This window comes from Bradyrhizobium sp. PRIMUS42 (assembly GCF_023006515.1).
GTDB lineage: Bacteria > Pseudomonadota > Alphaproteobacteria > Rhizobiales > Xanthobacteraceae > Bradyrhizobium.
Map to the genome: position 1 here is coordinate 1 of NZ_JALBGZ010001676.1, position 223 is coordinate 223.

The window sequence follows — 223 nt, forward strand, 5'->3', positions numbered from 1 at the left end:
CATCGACTTCGCGGGTGACCTTGAAGTCAGAACCTTCGACCTCGAGCTTCGAGGCAAACGTCGCCTGCGACCAGCCGAGCAGCGCGGCCAGCATCTGGCCGGTCTGGTTGCAGTCGTCGTCGATCGCCTGCTTGCCGAGGATGATCAGGCCGGGCTGCTCTTCGTCCGCGACCTTCTTCAGGATCTTGGCGACCGCGAGCGGCTCGACGCTGCCTTCGGCTTT

1 pseudogene is annotated in these 223 nt (G+C 64.1%); it reads right to left on the reverse strand.

Annotation, left to right across the window (positions count from 1 at the left end):
* A pseudogene (locus MOV75_RS42245) lies at positions 1 to 223 on the reverse strand (electron transfer flavoprotein subunit beta/FixA family protein); the annotation flags it as partial.